This is a genomic window from Methylomonas sp. Kb3 (assembly GCF_002834115.1).
Lineage (GTDB): Bacteria > Pseudomonadota > Gammaproteobacteria > Methylococcales > Methylomonadaceae > Methylomonas > Methylomonas defluvii.
Genome location: NZ_PIZT01000004.1, coordinates 88,565 through 113,808, shown reverse-complemented (window position 1 = coordinate 113,808; position 25,244 = coordinate 88,565). Strand labels below are relative to the sequence as shown.

The window sequence follows — 25,244 nt, the reverse complement described above, 5'->3', positions numbered from 1 at the left end:
AACGCATGAAAGTATTGGTTACCGGCGGTGCGGGATTCATCGGCAGTCATTTGAGCCGGGAGTTATGGCAACAAGGCCATCAGGTCAGCGTGATCGATAGTCTGGTTGGCGGCCGTAAAGAAACGATTGCCGATTTGCTCGGCCAGGAGCGTTTTGAGTTTCATCAGGCCGATATTCGCGACGCCGAAACCATCGCACCTTTGTTCGCAGGTATTGACTGGGTTTTTCACTTGGCCGGTCTAGCCGACATCGTACCCTCCATCGAGCAGCCGCGCGCGTATTACGAGACCAATGTCAGCGGTACATTCAATGTATTGGAAGCGGCCCGCGCCGCCGGTATCAAGCGATTTGTCTACGCGGCGTCGTCATCCTGCTACGGTATCCCAGATCAATTTCCGACACCGGAATCTGCGCCCGTTCAGCCACAGTATCCTTACGCTTTGACTAAATACTTGGGTGAGGAACTGGTGATGCACTGGGCACAGCTCTATGACTTGCCTGCAGTGTCGCTGCGCTTATTCAACGTCTACGGCCCACATGCTCGTACCACGGGCGCTTACGGCGCGGTGTTCGGGGTGTTTCTAGCGCAAAAGATTAATGGTAAACCCTTTACCGTGGTCGGCGACGGCACCCAGACCCGCGACTTTACCTACGTCACGGATGTGGCCAAAGCCTTTATCGCCGCTGCCGAATCGGAACTTTGTGGCGAGATCATGAATGTCGGTAGCGGCGGCACCTACAGTGTCAATCAACTGGTGGGATTATTGGGCGGTGCGATCGAATACATTCCCAAGCGGCCCGGCGAGCCCGATTGCACCTTTGCCGACACCCGTAATATCAAGACAAAACTTGGCTGGCGGCCGCAAGTTAGTTTCGAGCAGGGTGTGGCCAATATGCTGGCGCGCATCGATTACTGGCAAAACGCCCCGCTGTGGACTTCGGCTTCTATCGCTGACGCTACTGCGGGCTGGTTTAAGTACCTGGACAAATAGGGAGGAGCCCATGGCTATCGGACAAGCGGCAGCGGATTTTGCGACTTTGCTGAACAGCAGCGTATTTACAGACGCGCAGGGCCAAACCCTGGACGGCGAATCGGTGATACAGCAATTGCTTGCCGAGTTTGCCAGAGTCCGCGACCAGCAGGCTAAGATCATGGTGCTGGGCAACGGTGGCAGCGCGGCGATTGCCAGTCATGTGATTACCGACTTGCGGAATGTTGGCGGCTTGTGCGCCTTGACCTTACACGAAGCCGCGCCCTTGACGTGTTTTACTAACGACTTCGGTTACGAGCAGGCCTTTGCCAAACAAATTACCGCGTTTGCGAATCCGGACGATTTATTGATCGCAATCAGCAGTTCCGGCCAATCCTTGAATATCGTCAACGCGGTACAAGCTGCCAACGCCAAAGGCTTGCCGGTCATGACGCTAAGTGGCTTTAAGTCCGACAATCCGCTCCGTAAACTGGGGCGCTGGAATTGCTGGCTGGACAGCAGTCATTACGGCATGGTCGAGTTGGGGCATCTCTTCGTGTTGCACCATATTACCGATCATCTGCTCAGGAAATAAGCTCATGTCCACGGAAAAAATTGTCTCCATCGAACAACTGGCGCAGCGTGCCGCCGAACTGAAAGCGCAAGGCAAAACCGTGGCTTTATGCCATGGGACTTTTGATTTACTGCACATTGGCCATATCCGTCATTTGCAAAGCGGAGCAAGGCAGGCAGATGCATTATTGGTTAGCGTCACCGCCGACGAATATGTCAATAAAGGCCCCGGTCGGCCGGTGTTTAATCAATATTTGCGCGCCGAAAACATTGCGGCACTGGCTTGCGTCGATAGTGTGGCGATCAACCATGCGATTACCGCCGTGGAAGTATTGGATCAGGTGAAGCCTGATTTATATGTGAAGGGTAGCGATTACAAAAGTACCAGCGACGATCTGACCGGCAATATCCAGCACGAAAAAGACGCCGTGGAACGGCACGGCGGCAGGATTTACTTTACCGACGAATTGACGTCCAGCTCAACGCGCTTATTGAACGAGTATTTTGAGGTGTTCTCCCCGGAAATCTCAGCGTACCTGGATCAGTTCAAGGAAACGGTCGGCGCCAACGAGATTATCGACAAACTCAAGGCCTTAAGCGGTTTGAATGTACTGGTGGTCGGCGAAGCGATAGTCGACGAATACCATTACACCTCCCCCTTGGGCCAAACAGGCAAAGGCAACGTGTTTTCAGTGAAATACAATGATTACGAACGCTTTGCCGGCGGCGCTATCGCGGTGGCGAATCACGTAGCGGAATTTGCCCATAATGTCACGTTGCTTTCGGGCCTGGGCGCCACGAAAAGCCACGAAGATTTTATTCGTACCAATTTGAACCCGGCGATTGATCCGGTGTTCTTCTTCAGTCAGGATCGGCCGACGATTGTGAAGCGACGCTATGTCGATGCCGACATCGCCAAGTTATTTGAAGTGTATTTTTATAACGATGCGCCGTTGCCGGAGGACACCAATCGCAAGATCGTGGCTTGGCTGGACAAACATTTGCGCGATTACGATGTGGTGATCGTACCGGATTTCGGCAACGGCTTTATCTCCAATCAAATGGTCGCGGCCTTGTCCAAAGGCGCTAAATATCTGGCGGTGAATGCGCAGGTTAACAGCGGCAATCGGGGGTACCACTTGATCACGCGGTATCCGAACGCAGACTTCTTGTCGTTAAACGAACCGGAATTGCGGTTGGCGAGCCACGATAGAGGTGCTGCCATTGAGGAATTGGCCGGCCAGTTGGCCGACAAATTAAGTGCCCAGCACATCGCCATCACCCGCGGTACTAAAGGCGCGTTGATGCTGGATCAAACCAAAACGGCTTACAAGATTCCCGCGTTGTCCTCCAAAGTGGTGGATCGCATCGGTGCCGGCGATGCCTTTCTGTCTGTGGCCGGCTTGTGTTTGGGCGGCGGCTTGTCACCGGAGCAAGCCTTGTTCGCCGGTAGCGCCGCGGCCGCACTGGATGTGCAGATTGTATGTAACCGCGAACCGGTGCGGGCAGTGGCTTTATTCAAATACATCACTACCTTGTTGAAATGACAGACATGAACCTTACGCCTGCCGATTTGAAGCAGCTGTATTATCAAATGTTGCGCATCCGCCGAGTCGAGGAAGCGATTGCCCGGCGCTATGCCGAACAGCAAATGCGTTGTCCCACCCATCTTTGCATCGGCGAAGAAGCTATTGCTGTCGGGGTCTGTGCACATTTGACCAACCAGGACAAGGTGTTCAGCAATCATCGCGGCCACGGCCATTATTTGGCTAAAGGCGGTGATTTGCCGCGCCTGCTGGCGGAGTTGTACGGCTATGCCGAAGGCTGCTGCGGCGGCCGGGGTGGGTCGATGCATTTGACCGACCTGGAAGCCGGGTTTGTTGCGTCCACGCCTATCGTCGGCGGCACCGTGCCATTAGCCGCCGGTTATGCCTGGGCCGAGCAGATGAAAAAATCCGGCGCCGCACAGGGATGTGCCAGTGTCGCGAGAGGCAGGATGCCGGAAGCGACCAACGTCGTGGTGATTTTCTTCGGCGATGGCTGTTTTGAAGAAGGCGTGATGCACGAAACGATGAATTTTGCGGTATTAAAAAAGCTACCGTTGCTGTTTGTCTGCGAGAACAACCAATACTCGGTGATGACACCGTTGGCAGAACGCCAACCCAAACGCGATATTTATAAAATAGCCGCCGCCCACGGCTTAAACGCGGTTAGCGGCGACGGTAATCGGGTCGATGAAGTATATGAACTGGCGCGAATAGCGGTTGGCAACACTAGGAATGGCTTGGGCCCGCAGTTTTTGGAATTGCATACTCACCGCTGGCCGGAGCATTGCGGACCTAATGAAGATGACGACTTAGGCTATCGCCGCCCCGGTGAATTGGCCGAGTGGAAATTGCGCTGCCCGCTACTGCAAACCCGGCAGGCCTTGCTTGACGCGCAGTTGAGTGATGATGCCGAACTAACGCAAATGGAAACCCGCTTGGCCGAGGAAATTGAACAAGCTTTTGCTTGGGCTTTGCAAGGCACACGTCCGACTGTCGATAGCATGAGGCAACATCTGTATGCGTGAAGTAGAGACGATGACTTATGGTGAGGCAATCCGCGAGGCTTTGGACGATGCTTTGGCCCAATATCCGGAAATGTTGCTGATTGGTGAAGGTGTGCCGGACCCGAAGACCATCTTTGCCACAACCCAGGGTTTACGGGAGAAATACGGCGCGGAGCGGGTATTGGATATGCCGTTGGCGGAAAACGGCATGACTGGTATTTGTATCGGCGCAGCCTTGGCCGGCATGCGGCCGGTGCTGGTACATCAGCGTATCGATTTTGCCTTGCTGTCGGTCGATCAGTTGATCAATAACGCCGCCAAGTGGCATTACATGTTTGACGGCCAACAAAAAGTGCCGTTGGTAATTCGCGTCATCATTGGTCGCGGTTGGGGGCAGGGGCCGCAACATTCGCAAAGTCTGCAAGCCATGTTTGCGCAAGTGCCGGGCTTGAAAGTGGTGATGCCGACCACGGCTGGCGATGCCTACCATTTTATGCTGGAGGCGATTGCCGATAACAATCCGGTGCTGTTTATCGAACACCGCTGGTTACACCATGTCCAAGGTGAGGTCGACAAACTTCGTCCGGCGGCCGGGTTGTCCGGCGCGGCTTTGCTGCGGCAAGGCACCGATATTACCTTGGCAGCATTCTCGCACATGAGCATAGAAGCCTTGAAAGCCGCCACGGTATTGGCAAGGTATGGTGTCGACGCCGAAGTCTTGGATATGCGTTGCGTCAGCAGCTTGGATGTGGATAGCGTTGCCGGATCGCTGGCAAAAACCGGCGGCAAATTGCTAGTAGCGGATTGCGCGCCGGAAATGGCGTCAATTGGTCATCAGTTGCTATCCAAACTGGTGTTGGCCCATGGACATGGTTTACAACAAGCGCCGCGCTTGATTGCTTATCCCAACCATCCGGTGCCGACCTCGCATTTTGTCGCCAACGAGTACTATCCTGGCGCCGAGCAGATCGCCTGTGCCGTGTTGGACATGGTGGGTCGATCAGAATTAACAGCCTCGGTAATCGGCGCTTTGCAGTCCGACTTGCCCAAAGATCAACCCGACCGCAGCTTCGTCGGCCCGTTTTAACGCATTGAACAGAGCATCAAACCATGGCTAAAACAGAACAAACCAATCGTTTCGGCAACAGCGCCGTGACTGATATACCCGACAATGTGCCGATGTTCAGCCAGCCCGGGCATAAACTGCGGACCTCCAACAATATTGTCGACCGTAGCGCTTTGTCGAATGACTACCAGGTTATCGACACCAGCCAGTTGGCTAAATTGCCCGGACAGAAATTACAGAGCATTTCCCACGACGATCAAGAAGGCATCATTCGTCTGGAAGCGGGGAGCGAGCATGAACAACACGTTCCCAACCAGTTCACCGGCCCCAGTTTTCGCACCCAGCGAGAACGCTTCCGTTTCGACGGACACAAAATGATGCATCATTTGGATAGGGTGCAGGCCTGGCAAAACGGCCAGCGCTTTGCGCCGGTGCATATCGATATGGGGCTGACCAAGTTTTGCAACACGGCTTGCCTGTATTGCTACGCGGTGGTACAGAACATGACCAAGGGCACCATGATTGGCCGCGAAGCGCTGCTCAATTTTGTCCGCGACTGCGGCAAATTGGGTGTCCGTTCTTTGGGGTTCATCGGCGACGGCGAACCGACGCTCAACCCCACTCTCTACGACGCCACCGTGCTGGCCGGTGAATTAGGTATCGATACCGCAATGGCCACTAACGGCATTTTGTTGGACATGGATCGCGCCCACGATTTGCTGAAAAACATGAGCTACATCCGCTTTAATCTATCCGCCGGTACCCCGGAAGGCTTCAGGCGAGTGCATCAATCCAAGGAAGTCAATTTTCACTTGTTGATCGACAAGATTCGCGAACTGGTGAAGATCAAAAAAGCCAACAACTATAAATGTACACTGGGCTTGCAGATGGTGTTAATCCCGGAATGCTTCGACGAAGTGCTGGCGGAAGCCAAACTGGGCGCCGAATTGGGTGTGGATTATTTCGTGATCAAGCATTGCTCGGATTCCGAGTACAAGGAAATTGGTATCGATTACGACGCCTACTTAAAAATCGGCGATGTCCTGAAACAAGCTGAAGCTCTGAGTACGGACAGCTATGTGGTCCAGGCCAAATGGAACAAAATCAACGCCGCCGGCGAAACCAATCTATACAAGGACGGCTACCGCAAATACGACCAATGTTTCGGCACACCGTTTTTATTGCAGATTTCCGGCAACGGCAAAATCTATCCTTGCGGGCCGTTTTTCAATAAAGAGCGTTTTTACATAGGCGATTTGCACACCGATTCCTTTTACGACTTGGTTGCCACCAGCGAACGCTACTGGCAGGTGCATAAAGATGTGGCCGAATCGGTGGATGTGCATAAAGACTGCGCCATCGGCTGCCGGCAGGATTATGTGAACAAGTTTTTGTGGGATTTGAAGAATCCGCCGGAACACATCAACTTCATTTGATTGCGCTGGAATGCACGATGAATTCGGCGGTTAAGGACATATTTTTTCTGAATATAGAGGACGCCTACGCGGAGGCGTCCAAGCAACAGAGCATCGTCGACGAATCCGGCAGTGTGCGCCGGCAATATTGCTATTACGACGGGCTGTTGACCGATATTGTGTTGCCGAATTTTATTCAGGTTCCCGCCGACAAGTTTGTCGAGTTTTTTTCGCACAACTCATTACCGATACCGCAACTGATCGCCATTTCTCAAGACGGCGCCGTACATTTCAACGACATGCCCCGGGATGTCATTGACGAAGTGATGCAGTACCGCAATCAATATCGCGTGCCGGACTATGTGCATTTCGATACCTATTTTATCGATCCGCTCCAGGCGTTAAACGTGGCAAAGCAGGCCAATCGAGTGTCCTGCGGCCATCCCACCATAGACGGTTTGCAGATTTGCTATTACCGGGGCGAGTTGCCCGAATCGGACTTACCGAACTTGATACATCTGGAATTGCCGGATTACGAGGAATTTTTCATCCGCTCCCGTTTGCGTATTCCGGAAAATATTGATATTCCCGACGGCTTGGAAGAGGAGGTTAAGGCCGCCATCCGGCAGGATATTGCCGCAGCCGGTGAATCGATCAAGCGCAGGCGCCTGTGGTTGATCCAACAATTGCTGAACAAAGCCAAGGCCTTGCCACCGCGTTGGGTCGGCAATCGGCCGCCGCGGATATTTATCCCGACGAGTCGTTTGACCACCGTTATGCAATATAGCTCGCAAGGCTTGGCCAAGGCCTTTGCCGCTCTGGGTTGGGAGGTGCTGTTTTACATTCAGGATAACGATATGGAAGGCAGCAATATGGTCGATATGCTGGAAAAATATATCGATTTCGACCCGCATGCCTGCTTGTATGTCAACAGCTTGAACAACAGTTTCATGCACGACGATATTGTCAATATCGTCTGGTGGCAGGATTTGATGCCGCAATTGAAGTATTCGCAGCCGCTGAAATGGCGAGCCCGGGATTTCAATTTTTCGATTTCGCCGCTGTTTGATCGTTATCTGGAGCAACGCCAGGCCGCCTTGGTGCAACGCTTACATTTTGTGATAGACGATGTGGTGTTTCATGCCGGTAACAATCAGGCGCGAGCCGACAAGATTGTGTTCGTCGGCAGTTCCTATCTGCCGGTGATCAATATCGACAATAGCCAACATCGCCAGGCTCTGGATAGCTTGATTGCGGCGATGGAATCCGGCGCTTGCTTTGACGAAGCGAGCGTGCGGCAAATTGCCGAGACCAGCGGGCTAAGTTATGAATTTGTGTTTTGGAAATTACTGCATTATGTGATTCGCGATTATTCGGTGAAGTGGCTGTGCGCCGATCCTGGTCTGCCGGTGGATGTTTACGGACGCTACTGGGATCAGGATGCCGAGGTGGCACCGTTTTATCGAGGCGAATTGCCGCACGGCGAAGCAGTAGCGGAAGTTTACCGTTCCGTTCGCTATGCCTTGGTTTGCCATCCGTTCGAAATCAATTCGCAGAGGTTGGCTGAAGCGGCCGCTTGCGGTTGTATCCCGGTGGTTTACGATTGCCGGGATGTGGCCGAGCCGCCGTATTGGGACGACTATTGCTTGTTCTTCAAGACGGCCGATCAGTTGCGCAACATTCTGCATAAGCGCTTGCAACCGGCCAAGGCGCCGGAGGGTTTGGCCGCGCAGTTTACCTATCGGGCCGCTGCCGAACGCTTGATCGAGCTGAGCGACTTGCGCTTGTTGGCTAAAGTGGCTGAGCCCGCACCGGAGCCAGTCGCCCTGTTGCCGGAACTGTTCGGCGATAAGTTGCATGTGCTTGCCGGCGCGGAATTTGGCTCGGAAACTTTTTTGGCACAGTTGCAAACCAATCTGGCCTGCTTGGCCCAGCATCGCCCGGCTTTGCACGAAGCCCTGTTGGCAGCTTGGTCGCAACAGCCTATTACGATTTTCGTTGATCAGGCTATACGCGGTGAGTACTGGCGGGTATCGGTAGCGCAGGCTGGCGAACAAGTTTATCGCCTGGATAACATCGCCTTACTCGAACACCGACGCCTGATTGCCGAAAATGCGCAAACAATGGCCCGGGAAAATACCTGCTGTTATGCGCTGGTCGGTTTGGGTGCCGGTTACGAATTGTTGGCGGCGTTCCGCGCCACCGAGTCGCCGATTCCGGAAATGGCGGAATTTGAGGTGCCGGTGTATTTGATCGAAACCAAGCCGGCCGTATGGTTGTTAAATTTGCTGTTGCATGACCTTCAGCCGCTGCTGGCGGCCCGCCGTCTGCGGATTTTTTCCGACCTCGCAGCGGAGGCTAATTTAACCGCCGAGTTTTCGAAGTTCGAAGCAGCCCTGCCGGATATGTTGTTCAATCCAGACCCCAACGGCGCCATCAGCTCAGAGCGTGTTTATCAGCTGTCGGTCGATGCAAAGCAGGCCCGCGTCGAACGGCATGCCGCTAATTTGCGCCAAGTTGCTGACTACTATCAGAGCATCAGCAGCGAACAGTGGCGGAAAAAATTCAGCGCGGAAAAAGTTGGCGAATTGCGGGTAATGGGCTTTATCTCGCGCTTCTCCAGCTTTTTGAAATACTGCATGCGCGACTGGCTGGACGGTTTTCAAAGATTGGGTGCGACGGTGCTACTGTGTAGCGAAACAGAAAATTATTATCTAACCAACATCGAGCATCTGATTGACGAGATCAACCGCTTCAAACCGGACTTGATTTTAACCATAGACCATTTTCGGCATGAATTTGAAGGTATCCCGGCAACTGTTCCTTTTGTAAATTGGATACAGGATATGTTGCCGAATATTCGCTTCAATGAAATGGCGCCCGGTCCGTTTGATTTGAATTTTGTGTTTGCTCGGCGCTGGCTGAGTTTCAACACGCTGCCCTTGTACGGTGACTACCCGCTGCAGTTTTTACCTTTGGGATTCAATGACAGCCAATATTACCCGCTGGAGGAAGAAACCATTGATTGCGACGTGTTGCTGGTCAGTCATTTGGAGGCGCCAGGCAAAACTTTACAACCCCTGCGCGACCCTAGTTTGGATATGAGCTTGCTTGAGCAAGAAGACGCTATGCTTCGAAGCGGTGCACTGAGTTTGGTACAGTTGCGCGAGTTGTACGCCGTGCTCGAACGCCACTGCGCATCGATGACGATGACTGAATTTGAAGAGTTCTGCACAGTGCATCCCGGGAAAACGGCGGCCGATTTTCGTGATTTGTTTGCCCGACATGGCTACGCGCTTAGCGACGGACTCCTCGATTTGCTGTTATGTGTAAAAGGCAATCGCCTGCATTGCGAGTATTTGAATCGCATGAAATATTGGCCGATCCAGCTATTGATGGATGCTTTTCCGAACTTGAAAATTCAACTTTACGGCAAGCATTGGGAGGCATATCCGGCGTTTGCCGACTTGGCCCGTGGCGTCGCTGAAAACGGTACGGCGCTAAACCGCATCATGCAACGGGCTAAAATTTGTTTGAACGCCAATCCCGGTGTCACGCTGCACATGCGGGCCTTGGAAATCATCGCCGCCGGCCGATTTATGTTGTCTAGGCAGATGCTTTACGACGGCTCGCCGTTGCGCGAGTTCTTCGATGCTGACGCCGTCGTGCTGTATGACGACGAAGCCGATTTGCTAGCCAAAGCCGCGTATTACTTGAATAACTCGGAGGCCCGCAAGCAGGTTGCCGCCAATGCGTTGCGCGGACTGGACGCCAAATTGTCTTATCGTGCTGTGGCTAAGCGTGTCTTGACGGCAGCGGGTCAACGGTTTTCTAAGTTGGCGGTGGCATGAGGCTGCAACATTTAGCACTGTTCATGCCGCGTAATACGCCGTTTTATCGGCGGGTTTACGGCTTTTTGCGCGACGCATTCTCCAGCCTGGACGTTCGGGTCAGCGGCGGTTGCGGTTTGCTGAACGAGGCGCAAATGCACACTTGGTTGGCCCAGCATAAACCGGACGCGGTGTTTGAAATGAATCGGGTCAAGAACGAAATGCCGGCTTTACACCGGTATAAAATCCCGCATATCGCTTGGATCGTGGATTTTCAGGGGCGGACTGAGGCGCAAATCGCCGGCAGCGAAATTACTTATTTTTTTGATCCCGGCTGGGATGCCAACTATTGTACCGGGGGGCTGCAAGATTGGTTGCCGCCCGGCACGTGCGTGGAAACCTTTCAGCCGTTGCCCGGGGCTCTGCCGCTGGATGTGGAATTCAATTTTATTGGCCATATCCCGTTGCCGTGGAGTGCTGCCGAATTGGCGCGACCGGTCGCCGCTGACTCGACGTTGACCTTTGCCGAGTTGTTGCAGCGTTACGACAGGCATTTACAAACCACACGCGAGCAGATCAAAACTCACGGCGATTTAAAACGTATCATCGACGATTTGTTGGACGTAGCCGGTGCGACCCCCGAACCCGAATTTTTAAACGCTTGCTATTACAATTTGATGGAGCGGACCAAGCGTGTGCAAAACCGCACGGAGCTATTGAATTTCGCGCTGGGTAAGTCGAAATCGATTGCGATTTACGGTAGCGACAATTGGGCGCAATGGCGCGAATACCGGCCGTTTTATCGGCATTTTTTAGACTGTCCGGCCGAGTTGAACCGAGTACATCAATATTCGCGCATCAATTTGCACGACGGGGTCAGTTTTCACTTTCGCGCGATCGATTGCCTGGCTTCCGGCGGCTTATTGTTTTGGTACGATAACGACGAGGTCGATTCAGAAGTTCTACTTGGCCGCGGTTTGCACGACCACTTTGACGCCAGTCGGCACTACTTTGCGTTTAAAAGCGAAAATTTCGAATATGTTTACCAGCAGGCCATAGAGGGCCGAGCGATGGGGCAGGCTATTGTCGCCGAGGTGCGGGCGTTGATAGCAGCCAAACATACCTGGCGCGCCCGTGCAGAAAAAATCATTCACGACTTAGCCTATGTCTAAAAGGTAATTGCGATGAAAACCCTTTTGATTTCCCCCAGTTATTATCCTCAGGCCAACGCTTCGTACTTTCCTCTGGGCTTGGCTTATATTTCGGCCTATATCCAAAGCCAAGGGCATCAGGTAATAGGTTTGAACTTCAATCACATGCCTATGGAAAAGCGCAATCCGGCCTTGTGCGATACCTTGTTGCACGAAGAGGTCGATATTATCGGCATCAGCGGATTGACCGTGGCGTATAACGAGATCGACCGTTTGATTAAAGCCATCCGGGCGATTCGCGCCGATGTGCCCATCGTATTGGGCGGCGGCATTACCTCGGTGGAAGGCGAGTTGATGATGAACACACTGCAGCCGAATTATGCGGTGGTCGGCGAGGGCGAGCTGATCTTCACCCGTTTGTTGAAAGCCTTGGAAGAAGGTGACGACGTTCGTAAAATCGCCGGGATATGGTGCTGGGACGCGGATAAGCCCAAATTCACCGGCGAGGGTGAGTCGCCTAAATACCTGGACGAATTGCCGTTGCCTGATTTGGATTCGTTTGGAATACGCGAGCATATCGGCTTGCAGGGTGAACACGGCCAGTTTTCCTATCATTTGACCCGGTTGGACGCCGGTCGCTCGTTTCCGATTGCCGCCAGTCGGTCCTGCCCGTTTAAATGCACTTTTTGCCATCACGCCGGCATGGGCACGTATAAAAAACATGACATTGGCCGGGTGGTCGACCAAATCGAAGGGTATATTCAAACTTACGGCATCAATAACTTTTCGATTTACGACGAATTATTCTCGGCCAATAAGGCTAGGGTGGTCGAGTTTTGCGATCTACTGAAACAGCGCAATCTGAATATTCAATGGTTTTGCCAATTGCGTATGGATCAGCTGGATTTGCCGATGCTGAAAATGATGAAGGAAACCGGCTGCAATTATATTTCGTTCGGCATAGAGAGCGGCAGCGACGCGATACTGGGCAGCATGAAGAAAAAAATTACCAAGCAAACCATTACCGATGCGGTAAAAATCGTGCGCGAGGCGAAGATCGGCATCCAAGGCAATTTTTTATTCGGCGATCCGGCCGAAACGCAAGAAACCATCCGCGAGAGTTTGCAGTTTCAACAAGACAATCAATTATATTTTTGCGATTGGTCGGCGGTGATTCCATATGCCGGTACTCCCATTTACCATTATGCGCTGGAAAAAGGTTTAATTGCAGACCGTGAAACCTTTATGCGCAGTTTGTGCAATATATCCGGCTATCTATACAACAGTCAGGTAAATATGACGCAGATGAGCGACGAGGAGTACAAGGATTGGTATATCTCGCTGCGCGAGCTGAACGATGAAAATCACCGCAAGCGCTGCACCAAAGTGGTAGCCGGGGAGATATTGGAACGCTGGAAATCAAGAATTACTATTGAATGCCCGTGTTGCAGTCATCAACAAACCTTGGATTTGCCTTTCCCGTTCGAACAGGACGAAAACGGTCCTCTTTTAAACGGTCCCGTTGGCGTGCAGGGCATGAATGTATTATGCCCGGATTGCGGGCGGAAAATGCATTTGAAGGCCAGGGATATTCCTCACATGAAATTGGTTTATGACCGATTTCAGGCAGAAATGGATGCTTTAGCGGAAAATCAGCAGCACGCAATTTTTATTCCCGCACTAGACCGGTTTGCTACAGTCTTTTTAGAGGATATTAAGATTGATCAAACCTTTGTCGCAGCGGTTTACGATACACGGCCATTTCGAGAGGACAAGTTATTTTTGGATAGGCGGACCCAATTGCTTGATATTGACCGAGTTAAGGAACTCGACGGGCAGAACGTGGTGATTTTACCTTGGATCGAATATCAAAAAGTTTTGGACTGGCTGAAACACCAGAACGTGACACCTAAAAAAGTGATTTGTTGGAATCAGTTTTTCCGCAACGCCATTTCCGAGGCATGAAAATTCGCCGGGTTTCGTTATTTTTACCCCGTGATACCCGTTGGTATCGGATGTTGTCGAGACAGATGGCGCAAGGGTTTAGCCAAGCCGGTTTGGAGGTAAGTTACTGTTGCGGCTTGCTCGATCAGGCTGGTTTATCCGATTGGATAAACCAGTATCGTCCGGATGTGATTTTTGAAATGAATCGAGCTCGCAACGATGTGCCGTTTTTACCGAAGCATATTATCCATATTTGTTGGCTTGTCGATTTTAATGGTCGTGTCATTAGCGATTTTTATGGTAGCGAGATAACGTACTTGTTCAGCGCCAATTGGCTGGATAAGTTTTGCTACGATGGCTTTTATCGTTGGCTGGCGCCGGGGGCGTGCCTGAACGATTATTACCCCGCTACTCCCGATGTGCGGTACCCGGCTAGTTTTGTTGGGCATATCCCCAAGCCCTGGTCTATGGACGAATTGGATGCCGATATTTCAGCAGATTCTATACCGTTGCGGTTTGGCGAGGTGTTGCCGATTTTAGAGAGTCGTATCACTAGCCAGCGTAATTATTTGAACGTGCATGACGATTATTTGGCGTTGCTGCAAACTGTTGCCAAAGATTACTTCAATCGAACGGTAAAGCTGACTAATAAACTCGAATATGACGTCAGCGGGCGATTAATTCGCATGCTGAATCGGCGCGAGTTAATTGACAATATCCTGACAGTAACTGATTTGGCGCTGTTTGGTCCGCAAAACTGGAATGATTGGGACGTTTATCGGCCTTATTATCATTGCCAGCTGGATAGTGTTATGCAGATGCGCCAAGTATATGCCGGTTCGCAAATCAACTTGCACGAAGGCGAGTCTGCGCATTTTCGGGTGATGGATTGTATGGCTTCCGGTGGTTTGATTTTAATTAAAAAAAATCACTGGGACGAATTAGTAGGCGGCGGAATCAGGAATTTCTTTGTTCCTGGGTTGCATTACCTGGAATTCGATGTCGATCAGGTCGGTGATATATGCCGATATTACCTAAATCAGCCACTGGCTGCGCAAAAGATTCGTTCCGCTGCAGTAAAGGCGGTGCGTCAGGCCCATACCTGGCGGCATCGGGCCGAAGCCATTTTGGCTGATTTGGCCGGTTTGGGTTATAAAGTCGCCTGCTAATCTAATTTGTCTGATTCGAAGTAAGCCCGTTACACCAACATGGAGACTGGCATCCAGTGATTTGGGCGGCAGCTTTGATTCTCACTGGGACTTAGTTCCGGCAATCTTTATTTGGGGGTCATCTGCGGTAAGGCCGGATGAAATCTGACAAAATAGAGTTGGATGTCGGTATTTTAGGTTTCTGCTACCGCTGCCGATAACTAAATTGTCCGGGTATGGCGTCGTTTTGAGGTCGCCACATGTTGCTTGGAAAGCGTTTGAATTCATTGCGTCCATCGGGGTGGCCCGATGGGTAGGTCAAGTGTTAATCAATTGGGTACACATACAACATATGTCAAATCACTATTCTCGAGGTCGTTCTAACCTACCGGAACCCCTGTCGGTATCAAATGCCGAACGGTTCTGCGAACAGGGCTTTATTGCCGTTAACGACTATTTTGATACTAATTTGTTGCTGCGTGTTTCAGAGGAATGGCAAGCGTTCTGCGCCAGCGCGACGCCGAGCGAGCTACCGGTCGACCGCCCGGCGGCGGTGTTTTGGCGTCACGTTCAGGGTGACGTAAAGCGCATAAGGCCGCTGGCTGAGTTCCCCGCGTTGTCCGAGATAGCGCTTGGGCACGCGGCTACTCAAATTGCCCGGCAGTTGGCGCAAGTCAGTCAAGGTGAAATGGAACTGCGTCTGTTTGAGACTATCGTGTTTTCCAAGCCTCCTTTGGAGGGCGGTATGCTTAGCTGGCACCAGGACAATCCGTTTTTTCCTTTTGATCCGCAAAATCAGATTGCGTTATGGATTCCTCTGGATGATGTCGATCCCGAAAATGGTGGATTGGAATATGCAATAGGCAGCCATAAAGCCGGTGTCAGTGCGCCGTTTGATTTGCATTCCGGTGCGAACCTGGGCGATGGGCAAATTTGCTTGACCCCGGCCGATTTCGCCGACGATAAATTCGACACGTTTGCAGTTAGCTTAAGGGTCGGTGGCGTCGCAGTGCACGACGGTCGAACTTGGCATCGTTCGTTTCCAAATACTTCCACTACCCGACAACGACGAGCGATTTCGTTGCGTTATTTAGTTGGTCCGACCCGCTATTCGCCGCGCCAAGGTACTGCAGCCAGCATGAATGCCCAAATCAATTTGGCTGCTGGCGCGTTGATCGATTGCTCGGCTTTTCCTTTGGTCTGAGCATTGTCCGGGCAATCTAATTCAACAATGCCGGATGTGTCGGCAGTGCCTGTCTGCCACGCTTGCAGCGCCGATTCGTTAAGCGTATTTAACGAGTCGGCTGACTTAGCAGCAGTCTCTTCTGATTGCCGAGCTTGGCCGGCATCGTTTGCTGTGGCGATTTGTTTGAACTGTGGTTTGGTGCAAAAAGTGGTCGATGCCTTATGGCGACAGTCCGCCGCACAAATTTATGCTAGTTACGACCTTTACCATCAAACGCCCAATCGTACCGAGCAAGTGATTTTTGATCAGCTTAGCGGAACGGCCCTGCCGCGCTCGGAATTGATGTTTGGGCATTATTTTCAACGGCGGCCATTGACGTCAGGCGGTACGTTTCTTGACCTGGGCTGCGGCACAGGCCCAACCTTGACAGCGTTTTCCAAGCTTGCAAACGGCTGGCGATTATTTGGCTACGATCCCAATTTGCCGGATCGGCAGCGGGTGCTTGCCGTCCCCTGCGTGCAGGAAGTGTTTGCCGGCGATTTGTGCGAAATTGCCGGTACATTCGATCTCATAACCGCTGTGCATGTACTTGAGCATGTCACCGAGCCTCTCTGCTTTCTGCAGGGTATGCGGTCATTGATGCACACCGATAGCCGGGCTTTAATCCAGATACCGCATTTTCCCAGCTCTCCCTTTGACTTAGCGATTTTTGATCATTGCTCACACTTCACGTGCTCGAGTATTTCAAGCCTGCTGGCGAGGGCAGGATTGGTGATCGAGACTATCGATATTGATTTGATCCCCAAGGAAATCAGCATTGTCGTAAAGCCTGGCGAACCTTCAGTAGTTCATTCGGCTAATGAGTTGGCCAAGTCGCGAGCTGAAGTAGAGGCTAGCATTGCTTGGCTGCGCGACCTGCAAGATCAAGCGCTGAGTGTCGAAAGCGAGCGCTTAGGGATTTTCGGTACTTCGATTGGAGCGAACTGGTTACATGGTTTGCTGGAGGAGCGGGTAGGATTCTTCGTGGATGAGGATCGGACTCGCCAGGGGCAACTTTATCGAGGATGCCCGGTATTTGCGCCGAGTGAGGTACCGGAATTAGGCAATATCTTGATGCCACTGCCCCGCAGCACGGCTGAAAAAATTTGCCGCCGAATCGGTGCGGGTAGTAATTATCTGCTGCCGCCGGCCTAGGTCAAGCAGCTTCTTTAAACGTTCAGGAGACGTATGAGTACATTCGACGGTTTTCGCAAAACGGGTACCGATCAATCCACCGAAGACAGACTGCAAGAACATTGTGCCAACTTTGCTATCGATCCGCTGACTGCCGTCAAGCTGTTTCCAGTGCTAGCGCGTCGGCAGTGGTTAAAACGGTTTTTGGCACATGCCGAACTGTTCAAACACACGTTGAACGTACCGGGCGATATTGCTGAGTTTGGCGTGTTTCGGGGCCTAAGTCTGATGACTTGGGCTAATTTACTGGAAACCTATGCGATTGGTGATCGGACCAAAGTTGTTTATGGCTTTGACAATTGGCGGGGATTCACCGAATTCGCTGCGCAGGACGGTAAGCCCACTGCTGAAGTCGATAAAGTCCTGGGTGGTTACGATTCATCGGGCTTTAAATCCGAGCTGGAAGCGGCATTGGCTATTTTCGATGCTGACCGGTTTGTGCCTTGGAAGCCCAGGGTGAAACTCATCGAAGGGGATATTGGTGACACTGTGCCGCGTTTTGTGGCTGAAAATCCTGGCGTCCGGTTTTCATTAGTGCATTTTGATTGCGATTTGTATACGCCGACCAAAGCCGCCTTAGAGGCAATTTGGCCGAAAGTTAGCCGGGGGGGAGTGGTGCTGTTCGATGAATATGCCTTGAAGGAGTGGGAAGGCGAAAGCCAAGCGGTGGACGAGTTTTTTGCGAATCAGCCGAATCTAAGGCTGCTCACATTGGAGTGGACTAACTCGCCGGCAGCCTATCTGATCAAGCCTTAATCCAAATGCTGAAGGATGTACTGCCATGAATCTTAGCGATGCACTTACCGATACCGCTGTCCTAAGAACAGCGGCGCTGGCTGCATTGGGCGATGGTTGGCGTGAAATGCTGAATGGCGAGTCGTTTAATCATGCGGTTTACGCGCAAGCCTTGATCACTGTGTTGCGACAGTATTTACCTAGCGGCACGGTGGCGATTCGTGGGATTTCGCCGGTGACCGGCTTGTTATGCGAACAACTGGCCGACCTGCCGTATCGAGTAGCGATTGATCCGCTCGATAATTCAACGAATCGGCGTCAATATTGTGGTGTGCCGCTGCAACGTGGTCGAACTGCAGATGCCGTACTTAACGCGCTTGTCGCTAATAAGGCCAACGCGACGGAAGCCGGTGTGCTGGGTATTGACAATCCCGATGTGGAACTTGCTTATGCCTTGTTATTGAATCAGCATCGACGGGACTTGGCAGAGCGATTGAATCAACGATTGGCAGCTAGTGCGCCAGTGGTTTTGTTTGTCGCCAAAAATGCGTATTACAACCAGCTAAGAATGAGTGTTAGTTTGCGTAGACAGGGCTTCTACACGTTAGCGGTTACCTTTAATCCCGATTTGCGAGACCACAAGGCCGGATATTTCGATGAGATTCTGTCGACCGATCTGCTTAGTTTTTTGTTGTGGTTGAAAGGCGCAAGTGGGGCGGTAATTCATACTCAAGGTTGGCTGTTTCGCTACCATATTCCCGTGTTAATCGATGCGTTTTTACCGAGTAGCTGCCGGCAGTTCGTTGAGTTGATGGATTTAAACTCATTTTTTTTTGCACCGGATGACCTACCGCAGTTACTGCCTTATATGCGGCAAACTTGGGGCGATGGTGTGGATGCGATGCAAAAAGTACAACTGGTGTGTGAGACATACTTGGTAAACCATGTCGATGGCGTTGTCTATCAGGGCAGTAGCCGCATTGTCGATTTGTTTGATGGAGCCAGACGGAGGATGCGCTGGTTACAGTTCTTGTGTTACCCGCTGCCGGAGTTTTGCGTCACTGCCGATGCTGAAAGGCCAATACCCGAACAACCTAGGCTGGTGTTTGCCGGTGGCGTTCCTCCCATCAATTCCAAGCATCCTGCCGAACTGTTCGGTGATGCGCAGTTGGTCGATACCGTCGAAACGATCATCAGTCAGGGTTTGGTTCTGGACGTATACAACAATCCGCTCAAGATTGCCGAAGAAGACTATGCAAATGTGTATACAGCCCATTTGACGCTGGCAGAACAATACCCGAATTACCGTTTCCTAAAGGGTGAGTTGCCGGAGCGTATTGCCCAAATCATTAGCACTTACGATCTGGGTTTGATCGTTTACGATTATTCTGATGAGCTTTTAGTGGGGCCGGAACATTTTAAAACCTTGATTCCTGCTAAATTGTTCATGTATCTGGAAGCGGGCTTACCCGTCTTAGTGAGTCGTCGCGCTGAGGCAACTGCCGAATTTGTTGAGCAACATCGCTGCGGAGTGGCTATCTCCAGTGCCCAACTTCACGACTTGCCCAATTTCTTGCAAGGTTTGGATTGGCGGGAGCTACGTGAAGGTGTGTTGGCCGCTCGAGAGTATTTGTGTATGGATAAACAAATTCAGCGTTTGATTGCGTTTTATCAGCTTTGCGCGCAGCAGCGGAGCGCATTGTTGGCCGATTCAGTCTGCTAACTATCTACCAGACCGATAGATGAAAATACGGGTTTTGATCGTGGTGCCGGCCCGCTCGGGTTCCAAAGGACTGATGGATAAAAACGTGAAATTGCTGGACGGGCGGCCCTTACTTGCCTGGACTGCCGAAAGCGTTGTCCGAGCGGCTGTTCCGGATAGCTTGGCGATTTTATCGACTGACTCTGAGCATTATGCGGTATTGGGGCGTAAAGAAGGGCTCTGCGTTCCGTTTCTTCGTCCTTCTGTTTATTCGGGAGATAGTGTCGCGGCTTTCTCGGTGGTTGAGCATGCTGCAGATTGGTTTATCGCTGTATATGGTTACCGGCCGGAATTAATGATGTGGTTGCAACCAACCTCGCCGTTTCGTTCTGCGGCTATAATTCGGGAGGCTGTTGCCATGGTCAGCGATAGGCAAGTTGATGCGGTAGTCGGCTGCAAGGAAATTCACCGCGATTTGACTACTTTGTTTCGCCTTGAGAGTGGTCATATGTTGCCCTTGGACAATCAAAAACCCACCCAGACGTCGCGTCAACAAAGCCAGCCATTGCTGACACCGAATGGCGCGATGTACTTATGCAAGACCGATTATTTACTGGAGCACAAATCGTTTTACCCGCCAAAGACGGTGCCGCTGATCATGAATGCAATCCAAAGTCTGGATATTGACACCGAAGAAGATTGGGCCATCGCTGAGGCGTACATTAAACAAGGATTGGTATGAACAAGGTTTTAGTCACCGGCGCCGACGGTTTTATCGGCTCGCATCTGGTGGAAATGCTTGCGGCGCGCGGCTTTCAGGTGCGTGCACTCACCCAATACAACTCTTTTAATAGTTGGGGTTGGCTGGAGGAGGCTGCCTGTAAAAATGAGATAGAGGTGATCTGCGGCGATGTCCGTGATCCGCAGTTTTGCCGGATTGCTTGTCGGGATATTGATGTTGTGTTTCATTTGGCGGCATTAATTGCCATCCCGTATTCCTACCAGGCGCCGGACAGCTATGTCGATACCAACATTCGCGGCACGCTGAACATCTGTCAGGCCGCTCGGGATAATGGCGTTAAACGCCTAATTCATACCTCAACCAGTGAAGTGTACGGCACCGCACAATATGTGCCGATCGACGAGAAACATCCGTTGCAGCCGCAGTCTCCGTATAGTGCGTCGAAAATTGCCGCCGATGCGATGGCGATGAGTTTTTTCAATGCCTTCAATATGCCTGTCACCATTGCACGACCCTTCAATACCTATGGTCCCCGGCAATCGGCGCGCGCGGTGATTCCGACCATCATTACGCAAATTGCCGCCGGTAAAAAACAGATTCAACTGGGTGATGTCGCGCCGACGCGCGATTTTAATTATGTAGAAGACACTTGCCGGGGTTTTATCGCGTTGGCCGAGTCGGCGCAAGCCATCGGCGAGACGGTGAATATCGGCTCCAATTTCGAAATTTCTGTCGGCGAAACGCTGAATCTGATCAAAAGCATCATGGCCAGCGATGTCGAATTTTTGGTGGACGAGCAAAGGTTGCGGCCGGAGAAGTCCGAAGTGAACCGCTTGTGGTGCGACAACACCAAGATCAAACAACTGACCGGTTTTGCCCCGCAAGTGACTTTGGAGGAGGGTTTGCGCCGCACCGTAGCCTGGTTTACCGAGCCGGATAATCTGAAACGATACAAAGCGGATATTTACAATGTTTGACAGCTTTATCCGCTTGGTCCGGGAGATTTATCAAACCGAACAATTCATCCCTTTGCACGAACCGCGCTTCGCCGGTAACGAAAAACAGTATCTGCTGGATGTGATCGACAGTACCTTCGTGTCTAGTGTCGGCCCGTATGTCACCGAGTTCGAAAGCAAAATCGCTGCATACACCGGTGCCAAGCACGCGATAGCCACCGTCAACGGCACCGCGGCGCTGCACGTTGCCCTGTTGCTGGCCGGCGTTCAGCCCGGCGAAGAAGTGATTACTCAAGCGGTGACTTTTGTCGCCACCTGCAATGCGATTCATTACTGCGGTGCCGAGCCGGTGTTTGTTGATATTGATGCGGCGACGCTAGGTTTGTCGCCGCTGGCCTTGGCGGAGTTTTTGGATCGATTCGGCGAACGCTGCGATGATGGCGTTTACAACAAAACCAGCGGCAAGCGCATCGCCGCCTGTTTGCCGATGCATACCTTCGGCCATCCTTGCGATCTGGCTGGGTTGATTCGAGTATGCGACGACTTCGGCATGCCGTTGGTGGAAGATGCCGCGGAAGCGTTGGGTAGCCGACTCAATGGCCAGCATTGCGGCACTTTCGGCAAACTTGGGGTGCTTAGCTTCAACGGTAACAAGATCATCACCACGGGCGGCGGCGGCATGATTTTGACCGACGACGAGGAACTGGCGCGTCGGGCCAAACACCTGACGACCACGGCTAAATTACCGCATGCCTGGAAATTCGAACATGACCAAATCGGTTACAACTACCGGATGCCGAATTTGAATGCCGCCCTGGGGCTGGCGCAACTCGAGCAATTGCCGAGATTTGTCGAACTTAAACGTGGATTGGCGCAACGTTATCTGGATTGGGCGCAAGCCAACGGTGCGCAAATCGTCGAAGAACCGGCTGGCGCTGATGCCAATTACTGGCTCAACGCTTTGTTGCTCGATGACCATACGCAGCGCGACGCCTTTCTGGAATTGTGCAATACCCGCGGTGTGATGACTCGGCCGCTGTGGGAGCTGATGTCTGATTTGCCGATGTACCAACATTGCCAGCGCGATAATCTGCTGCAATCGCGCCGGCTGGCCGAGCGGCTGGTCAATGTGCCCAGCAGTGTGGTTTCGTGATGGCTGGCGCGCCGCGCAAAATCTGTGTTGTCACCGGCTCACGCGCTGAGTACGGTTTGCTGTATTGGTTACTGAAGGAAATTCAAGCGGACCCGGACCTAGAATTACAGTTAGTCGTGACCGGCATGCATTTGTCGCCGGAGTTCGGTTTGACTTGGCAGCAAATTGCTGCCGATGGTTTTACGATCAACCGCAAGGTGGAAATGTTGTTGTCGTCGGATACGCCGGTGGGCATCAGCAAGGCCATGGGTTTGGGCTTGATCGGTTTCGCCGATGCCTTAGACGATTTACAACCGGATATCGTCGTGGTGCTCGGCGATCGATTCGAGATATTCGCGGCGGCGCAAGCGGCGATGAATTTACGCATCCCAATTGCCCATATTCATGGCGGCGAACTCACCGAAGGCGCGGTCGACGACGCGATTCGCCATGCTATCAGCAAGATGGCTCATCTGCATTTCACGTCAACCGAGATTTATCGGCAGCGGGTGATTCAACTGGGCGAACAACCGGACCGGGTGTTCAACGTTGGCGCACCGGGGTTGGATAGTGTTTATAAGTTGCCATTGCTGGATAAAGCTGAGCTGGAACAGGCGCTGGATTTCAAGTTTGGTAAACGCAATTTGTTGGTCACCTTTCATCCGGTGACTTTGGAAGCTGCGACGGCTACAGAGCAGTTTGCCCAGCTGCTGCAGGCTTTGGATGAGTTTGACGATGTGCATATCATATTTACTCATGCCAATGCCGATGCCGATGGCCGGGTTATCGCCAGCATGATAGAGGAGTATCGGCAACGCCATTCCTGCCGAGTCGCCAGCTTTATTTCCCTGGGTTCTCTGCGTTATTTGTCGACCCTGAAGTTGGTCGATGCGGTAGTCGGCAATTCGTCCAGCGGTATCATAGAAGCGCCGGCTTTTCGTATCGCTACTGTCAATATCGGTGATCGCCAGCGGGGACGAATTTGTGCGGATAGCGTATTGCATTGCCAGCCGCAGGCCGATGCGATCCGCGCTGCCTTGCTCACGGTATTTTCCGGGGCCTTTACCGACACCTTGGCGCAGGTTGAAAATCCCTACGGGCGAGGCGGCGCATCGCTGAAGATCAAAGATTTACTGAAGCAGACGCCGATGAATGGGCTGCTGAAGAAGCGTTTTTTCGATTTAGAGGTGCTTGAATGAGTGTGTTCATCATTGCCGAGGCGGGTGTCAATCATAACGGTAGTTTGCAAACCGCTATGCACTTGGTCGATGCTGCAGTCGCGGCGGGTGCCGATGCCGTGAAGTTCCAGACCTTCAAAGCCGAGAAACTGGTCACCCAGTTCGCGAGCAAGGCGGAATATCAAAAACACACCACAGGCGCAGCCGAGAGCCAATTGGACATGCTGCGCAAGCTGGAGTTGAAATATGAATTTCATTTTCAGTTGCGTGATTATTGCCAGCGCCAAGGTATCGAGTTTCTTTCGACCGCATTTGATTTCGATAGTTTGGCGTTTTTGGTGGACGAGCTTGGTCTATCCAAATTGAAAATTCCGTCCGGTGAGATTACCAATGGTCCGTTTTTGCTGGCCCACGCCCAAACCGGCAAGGACATCATTGTCTCCACCGGCATGGCTACGCTAGGTGAGGTGGAAACCGCGCTGGGGGTTTTGGCGTTTGGCTTGTTGGGTGGGAAGCAACCGTCTTTGGCGGCATTTCAACAAGCCTACAGTTCGGAAGCGGGGCAAGCGGTTTTACATGAAAAAATCACCTTGCTGCATTGCACCAGCGAATATCCGACACCGATGAAGGATGTAAATTTGCGGGCGATGGACGTGTTGCAGCAGGCTTTTTGTCTGCCGGTCGGCTATTCGGATCACACCGAAGGACTGGTCGTGCCGATTGCCGCCGTGGCGCGGGGCGCGGTATTGATAGAAAAACATTTCACCTTGGACCGAAGTCAAAAAGGCCCTGATCACCAAGTGTCACTGGAACCCGCTGAATTAAAGCAAATGGTGCGCGATATTCGCGCCGTCGAACAGGCGCTTGGCCGGCCCGGCAAGATGCCGCAAGCCGTGGAATTACAAAATCGTACGGTTGCCCGCAAAAGTTTGGTGGCGAATAGTTTGATAGCGGCGGGTGAAACTTTTAGTGCCGAAAATTTGACGACCAAGCGGCCTGGAACCGGTTTGAGTCCGATGGAATATTGGCGATTGCTTGGTCAAACCAGTCGTCGTCGTTATGACGTTGATGACTTGATCGAATGAGTAAGCCGGTCATTTTGCTGGGAAGCGGCGGACATGCGCGGGTGCTGCTCGACATGTTACGGCGGTTGGAGATTGAGATACTGGGCATAGCCGATCCTCACCGACTGCCCGGCAGCGAGCACTTCGGAGTGAGGGTACTGGGCGACGACTCGGCTATACGGGCTTATGCGGCGGATGGTATCGCGTTAGTTAACGGCATTGGTTCTCTACCGCGCGATGCAGGCTTGCGCGAGACCTTGTATCAACGATGTGTGGCGCAAGGTTATCGGTTTCAAACAGTGGTCGATCCTCGCGCGTTTACAGCAAGCGATGTGCAACTGGCTGAGGGCGTACAGGTCATGGCGGGTGCCATTATTCAGGCAGGCACACAAATTGCTGAAAACTGCATCGTAAACAGCGGGGCGATTGTCGAGCACGATTGCCGGATCGGGCGGGATGTCCATATAGCGCCCGGCGCGGTCCTGAGTGGCGGAGTGGAATTGGGCGATAAGGTGCACATTGGCACCGGCGCCACCATCATACAAGGCCTACGTATCGGTTCCGGCAGTGTGGTGGGCGCGGGCAGCGTGGTGACGCGCGATGTCGGTTGCAAGCAGATTGTCTATCCGCCGCGTTCGCACATACAGGATTTGCAACAGGATTGATA

Annotated in this window: 20 protein-coding genes; all 20 read left to right on the top strand. The window is 52.3% G+C overall.

Annotated features, from left to right (window positions below; genetic code table 11):
• Positions 1-5: 5 nt before the first annotated feature.
• The 20 genes from CWO84_RS03435 to CWO84_RS03340 all read left to right on the top strand — a co-directional run bounded on the left by CWO84_RS03435 (position 6) and on the right by CWO84_RS03340 (position 25,242).
• Positions 6-992: an SDR family oxidoreductase gene (locus tag CWO84_RS03435; RefSeq protein WP_033157198.1), complete on the top strand. Its 987-nt coding sequence runs from the start codon at positions 6-8 to the stop codon at positions 990-992.
• Between the two features lie 10 nt (positions 993-1,002).
• Positions 1,003-1,566: an SIS domain-containing protein gene (locus tag CWO84_RS03430; RefSeq protein WP_033157197.1), complete on the top strand. Its 564-nt coding sequence runs from the start codon at positions 1,003-1,005 to the stop codon at positions 1,564-1,566.
• Between the two features lie 4 nt (positions 1,567-1,570).
• Positions 1,571-3,091, top strand: coding sequence for a PfkB family carbohydrate kinase (locus CWO84_RS03425; protein WP_033157196.1), 1,521 nt, complete (start codon positions 1,571-1,573; stop codon positions 3,089-3,091).
• The gene (locus tag CWO84_RS03420; protein ID WP_051670078.1) at positions 3,088-4,116 is read left to right on the top strand and encodes a thiamine pyrophosphate-dependent dehydrogenase E1 component subunit alpha; all 1,029 of its coding nucleotides are present in this window, start codon (positions 3,088-3,090) and stop codon (positions 4,114-4,116) included. Before CWO84_RS03425 ends, CWO84_RS03420 begins: the two co-directional genes overlap by 4 nt.
• Positions 4,109-5,182: a transketolase C-terminal domain-containing protein gene (locus tag CWO84_RS03415; RefSeq protein ID WP_033157195.1), complete on the top strand. Its 1,074-nt coding sequence runs from the start codon at positions 4,109-4,111 to the stop codon at positions 5,180-5,182. The genes CWO84_RS03420 and CWO84_RS03415 overlap by 8 nt, the downstream gene beginning before the upstream one ends.
• A 23-nt stretch (positions 5,183-5,205) precedes the next feature.
• Entirely contained in the window at positions 5,206-6,597 is a 1,392-nt protein-coding gene (locus CWO84_RS03410) for a radical SAM protein (protein WP_051670076.1), read from the top strand.
• 17 nt (positions 6,598-6,614) lie between these two features.
• Positions 6,615-10,427, top strand: coding sequence for a glycosyltransferase (locus tag CWO84_RS03405; RefSeq protein WP_101051800.1), 3,813 nt, complete (start codon positions 6,615-6,617; stop codon positions 10,425-10,427).
• Positions 10,424-11,578 carry a glycosyltransferase family 1 protein gene (locus CWO84_RS03400; RefSeq protein ID WP_101051799.1) on the top strand — a complete coding sequence of 385 codons (1,155 nt, stop codon included), beginning with the start codon at positions 10,424-10,426 and terminating at the stop codon, positions 11,576-11,578. The genes CWO84_RS03405 and CWO84_RS03400 overlap by 4 nt, the downstream gene beginning before the upstream one ends.
• A gap of 12 nt (positions 11,579-11,590) precedes the next feature.
• The gene (locus tag CWO84_RS03395; RefSeq protein ID WP_101051798.1) at positions 11,591-13,522 is read left to right on the top strand and encodes a radical SAM protein; all 1,932 of its coding nucleotides are present in this window, start codon (positions 11,591-11,593) and stop codon (positions 13,520-13,522) included.
• Positions 13,480-14,670, top strand: coding sequence for a glycosyltransferase (locus CWO84_RS03390; RefSeq protein WP_133120640.1), 1,191 nt, complete (start codon positions 13,480-13,482; stop codon positions 14,668-14,670). Before CWO84_RS03395 ends, CWO84_RS03390 begins: the two co-directional genes overlap by 43 nt.
• A 331-nt stretch (positions 14,671-15,001) precedes the next feature.
• A complete protein-coding gene (locus tag CWO84_RS03385) occupies positions 15,002-15,853 on the top strand; it encodes a phytanoyl-CoA dioxygenase family protein (protein WP_101051796.1) in 852 nt (283 codons plus the stop codon).
• Positions 15,854-15,856: 3 nt separating this feature from the next.
• Positions 15,857-17,029, top strand: coding sequence for a class I SAM-dependent methyltransferase (locus tag CWO84_RS03380; RefSeq protein WP_240617951.1), 1,173 nt, complete (start codon positions 15,857-15,859; stop codon positions 17,027-17,029).
• A 33-nt stretch (positions 17,030-17,062) separates the two neighbouring features.
• Positions 17,063-17,824: a TylF/MycF/NovP-related O-methyltransferase gene (locus tag CWO84_RS03375; protein WP_101051794.1), complete on the top strand. Its 762-nt coding sequence runs from the start codon at positions 17,063-17,065 to the stop codon at positions 17,822-17,824.
• 25 nt (positions 17,825-17,849) lie between these two features.
• Positions 17,850-19,526, top strand: coding sequence for a hypothetical protein (locus CWO84_RS03370; RefSeq protein ID WP_101051793.1), 1,677 nt, complete (start codon positions 17,850-17,852; stop codon positions 19,524-19,526).
• A 19-nt stretch (positions 19,527-19,545) separates the two neighbouring features.
• Positions 19,546-20,247, top strand: coding sequence for an acylneuraminate cytidylyltransferase family protein (locus CWO84_RS03365; RefSeq protein ID WP_033157187.1), 702 nt, complete (start codon positions 19,546-19,548; stop codon positions 20,245-20,247).
• Positions 20,244-21,224 (top strand): NAD-dependent 4,6-dehydratase LegB, encoded by a 981-nt coding sequence (locus tag CWO84_RS03360; protein WP_033157186.1) that lies wholly within the window; start codon positions 20,244-20,246, stop codon positions 21,222-21,224. Before CWO84_RS03365 ends, CWO84_RS03360 begins: the two co-directional genes overlap by 4 nt.
• On the top strand, positions 21,217-22,356 hold the full coding sequence (locus CWO84_RS03355; RefSeq protein ID WP_101051792.1) for a LegC family aminotransferase: 1,140 nt from the start codon (positions 21,217-21,219) through the stop codon (positions 22,354-22,356). The genes CWO84_RS03360 and CWO84_RS03355 overlap by 8 nt, the downstream gene beginning before the upstream one ends.
• Positions 22,356-23,534, top strand: a complete 1,179-nt coding sequence (gene neuC, locus CWO84_RS03350; RefSeq protein ID WP_101051791.1) for a UDP-N-acetylglucosamine 2-epimerase — start codon at positions 22,356-22,358, stop codon at positions 23,532-23,534. Before CWO84_RS03355 ends, neuC begins: the two co-directional genes overlap by 1 nt.
• On the top strand, positions 23,531-24,598 hold the full coding sequence (neuB, locus tag CWO84_RS03345) for an N-acetylneuraminate synthase (protein WP_101051790.1): 1,068 nt from the start codon (positions 23,531-23,533) through the stop codon (positions 24,596-24,598). The genes neuC and neuB overlap by 4 nt, the downstream gene beginning before the upstream one ends.
• Positions 24,595-25,242 (top strand): acetyltransferase, encoded by a 648-nt coding sequence (locus CWO84_RS03340; protein WP_033157182.1) that lies wholly within the window; start codon positions 24,595-24,597, stop codon positions 25,240-25,242. Before neuB ends, CWO84_RS03340 begins: the two co-directional genes overlap by 4 nt.
• Positions 25,243-25,244 lie beyond the last annotated feature (2 nt).

What these genes read in the sequence shown, in the direction of transcription:
- CWO84_RS03435 (WP_033157198.1), top strand. Translation starts at nt 6, where the DNA reads ATGAAAGTATTGGTTACCGGCGGTGCGGGATTCATCGGCAGTCATTTG.
- CWO84_RS03430 (WP_033157197.1), top strand. Translation starts at nt 1,003, where the DNA reads ATGGCTATCGGACAAGCGGCAGCGGATTTTGCGACTTTGCTGAACAGC.
- CWO84_RS03425 (WP_033157196.1), top strand. Translation starts at nt 1,571, where the DNA reads ATGTCCACGGAAAAAATTGTCTCCATCGAACAACTGGCGCAGCGTGCC.
- CWO84_RS03420 (WP_051670078.1), top strand. Translation starts at nt 3,088, where the DNA reads ATGACAGACATGAACCTTACGCCTGCCGATTTGAAGCAGCTGTATTAT.
- CWO84_RS03415 (WP_033157195.1), top strand. Translation starts at nt 4,109, where the DNA reads ATGCGTGAAGTAGAGACGATGACTTATGGTGAGGCAATCCGCGAGGCT.
- CWO84_RS03410 (WP_051670076.1), top strand. Translation starts at nt 5,206, where the DNA reads ATGGCTAAAACAGAACAAACCAATCGTTTCGGCAACAGCGCCGTGACT.
- CWO84_RS03405 (WP_101051800.1), top strand. Translation starts at nt 6,615, where the DNA reads ATGAATTCGGCGGTTAAGGACATATTTTTTCTGAATATAGAGGACGCC.
- CWO84_RS03400 (WP_101051799.1), top strand. Translation starts at nt 10,424, where the DNA reads ATGAGGCTGCAACATTTAGCACTGTTCATGCCGCGTAATACGCCGTTT.
- CWO84_RS03395 (WP_101051798.1), top strand. Translation starts at nt 11,591, where the DNA reads ATGAAAACCCTTTTGATTTCCCCCAGTTATTATCCTCAGGCCAACGCT.
- CWO84_RS03385 (WP_101051796.1), top strand. Translation starts at nt 15,002, where the DNA reads ATGTCAAATCACTATTCTCGAGGTCGTTCTAACCTACCGGAACCCCTG.
- CWO84_RS03375 (WP_101051794.1), top strand. Translation starts at nt 17,063, where the DNA reads ATGAGTACATTCGACGGTTTTCGCAAAACGGGTACCGATCAATCCACC.
- CWO84_RS03370 (WP_101051793.1), top strand. Translation starts at nt 17,850, where the DNA reads ATGAATCTTAGCGATGCACTTACCGATACCGCTGTCCTAAGAACAGCG.
- CWO84_RS03365 (WP_033157187.1), top strand. Translation starts at nt 19,546, where the DNA reads ATGAAAATACGGGTTTTGATCGTGGTGCCGGCCCGCTCGGGTTCCAAA.
- CWO84_RS03360 (WP_033157186.1), top strand. Translation starts at nt 20,244, where the DNA reads ATGAACAAGGTTTTAGTCACCGGCGCCGACGGTTTTATCGGCTCGCAT.
- CWO84_RS03355 (WP_101051792.1), top strand. Translation starts at nt 21,217, where the DNA reads ATGTTTGACAGCTTTATCCGCTTGGTCCGGGAGATTTATCAAACCGAA.
- neuC (WP_101051791.1), top strand. Translation starts at nt 22,356, where the DNA reads ATGGCTGGCGCGCCGCGCAAAATCTGTGTTGTCACCGGCTCACGCGCT.
- neuB (WP_101051790.1), top strand. Translation starts at nt 23,531, where the DNA reads ATGAGTGTGTTCATCATTGCCGAGGCGGGTGTCAATCATAACGGTAGT.
- CWO84_RS03340 (WP_033157182.1), top strand. Translation starts at nt 24,595, where the DNA reads ATGAGTAAGCCGGTCATTTTGCTGGGAAGCGGCGGACATGCGCGGGTG.